A 1,948-nucleotide genomic window follows, 5' to 3' on the forward strand; every position below is an offset into this window, starting at 1 on the left:
CGGTACGGCGAGCCCCCCACCGTGAGCCGCCCCGTCAACGTCCCCCTGACAATCGTGCCGCCATCCTCGGGGACCTCGATGTCCGGCCCCGCGTCCGGTGTGCCCGCGTCGGTGCCGCTGTCCGTCACGCCCGCGTCGGTGCCGCTGTCCGGTGTGCCCGCGTCCGCGCCGCCGTCCGTCACGCCCGCGTCGTCTCCGGGAGCGGGCCTGTCCTCCGGCCCCGACGAACAGGCGGCGAGCACCAGGACCACGGGGAGCGCGAACAATGAACGCGAGCGGCGGAAGGCTTTCATGTCCCTTGGCGCTAACACGCGCTGCTCGCGGCTCGCAAACCGGGGCCGGACGACCCGGGGACTCACCGCTGGGACGGGCGCGGGTGCCCTGTTACAAGCGCGCGCATGGCGAAAGACGTCCTCGTACTCTCATACTCGGGCTGTGGCACCTGCAAGAAGGCGCTGAAGTGGCTGCAGGAGCAAGGTGTCGCCCACCAGGTGCGCCCCATCGTCGACCTGCCGCCCACCGTGGCGGAGCTGAAGCAGTGGATTGCCCGCAGCGGTGTCTCTGTCCGCAAGTGGCTCAACACCAGCGGCCAGAGCTACCGCGCGCTCGGCAAGGCGAAGGTGGATGCCGCCAGCGACGCGGAGCTGGTCGAGTGGCTGGCCGCGGATGGAAAGCTGGTGAAGCGCCCCGTGCTCGTCACCGGCGACGCCGTCCTCGTGGGCTTCAAGCCCGAGGTCTACGAGCAGCACCTCGCCTCGCGCGGCTGAGCCCCGCCAGCAAGGCAGGCAACCCGGCGAGCCCGCGGCCCGCCGCCTCTCGCCGGCCGGGGCGTCGCGTGAAGACCTCATGTCTTCATGGAGACTGGCTCACGACGTCCGCTCGGCGAGATTCTCCTGGAACGGGGAGTGCTCAACCGCGCCCAGCTCCGGGTGGGACTGGTGCATCACCATGAGGTGCATGTCCCGCTCGGGCGGGCGCTGGTGCGAGAGGGCCTCTGCTCCGAAGCCGACGTGCTTCGCGGACTCTCCGAGCAGCTCGGCGTGGACGCGGTGGACCTGGAACGCAGCCCGCCCGACGCCGGGCTGAGGAACCACATCCCCGCTCGCCTGGCGCGCCAGTACCGGGTCGTCCCGCTGCGCATCGAAAAGGTGCTGCTGGACCAGGGCGAGCGGGAAGTGCTCCACATCGCGCTGCCCGCCCCCGTGTCGCTGGAGGCCGTGGACGCCGTTCGCGCCGTGTCCGGCATGCCGCGCGTCGAAGCGCACATCGCCTCGGACGCGGCGCTGACCCGCGCGCTGGCCCACCTCTATGGCATCAAGCCGCCCGCCGAGCCGCCCGCGCCCCCCACGCTCGCGCCCGGAGGTCCCCTGCTGCTCTACGGGTGGCCGCCCGTCACGGCGGTGCTCATCTCCCGGCTCCTGTCGAGGCACGGCTTCCAGGCCCGCACCGCCACCCCCTTGGAGGTGCTTCACACCGGGCCAGAGGACGTCGTGCTCGCGCCCCTCCAGGCCATGGAGGGCCTGCTCGCCGGGGAGGTCCACATCCAGGGCGCCCTCATCGTCCACGGCAGCGATGACGAGAACTTCGAACGGGCCCGCGAGCTCGGCGCACGCGGCTTCCTCGCCAGCCCCCGGGACGAGGAGCTCCTGCTGCGCGCCGTCCGCCGGCTGAGGCCCCACCCGGGCGCTCCTGACTCCGTCCCACACTCACACTGAGCCCTACCCTGGCGCCCATTGGGCCACATCCGCGCGTGGAGTAGGACGAAGACTCACTCGGTTCGAGAAAATTTCGAGCCTCGATTCTCAAAAATTAAAGGGGCCAAGCAACTGGGGAATGGGATCACGGAAAATGGGTACAGATGGCGTCCTTCCGGGCGCCCTGGAATCTCGCCGGAGCCCTCACTGTCTCTTATACCCATCTGACGCTGCCGACGAAAAGCCTTGTGTAG

General features: G+C 70.3%; 2 protein-coding genes and 1 pseudogene. 2 read left to right on the forward strand and 1 reads right to left on the reverse strand.

Features of this window, described 5'->3' with window-relative positions; translation table 11 throughout:
* Positions 1–293 (reverse strand): annotated as a pseudogene (locus HV824_RS35575) (right-handed parallel beta-helix repeat-containing protein); the annotation flags it as partial.
* A 105-nt stretch (positions 294–398) separates the two neighbouring features.
* On the opposite strand from HV824_RS35575, the gene HV824_RS35580 reads away from it, so the two are divergent.
* Positions 399–767 carry an arsenate reductase family protein gene (locus HV824_RS35580; protein WP_176421104.1) on the forward strand — a complete coding sequence of 123 codons (369 nt, stop codon included), beginning with the start codon at positions 399–401 and terminating at the stop codon, positions 765–767.
* Positions 768–854: 87 nt separating this feature from the next.
* Positions 855–1,715, forward strand: a complete 861-nt coding sequence (locus HV824_RS35585) for a general secretion pathway protein GspE (RefSeq protein ID WP_176421105.1) — start codon at positions 855–857, stop codon at positions 1,713–1,715.
* The last annotated feature ends 233 nt before the right edge of the window (positions 1,716–1,948 follow it).

The organism is Myxococcus sp. AM009 (assembly GCF_013372605.1).
Classification (GTDB): domain Bacteria; phylum Myxococcota; class Myxococcia; order Myxococcales; family Myxococcaceae; genus Myxococcus; species Myxococcus vastator.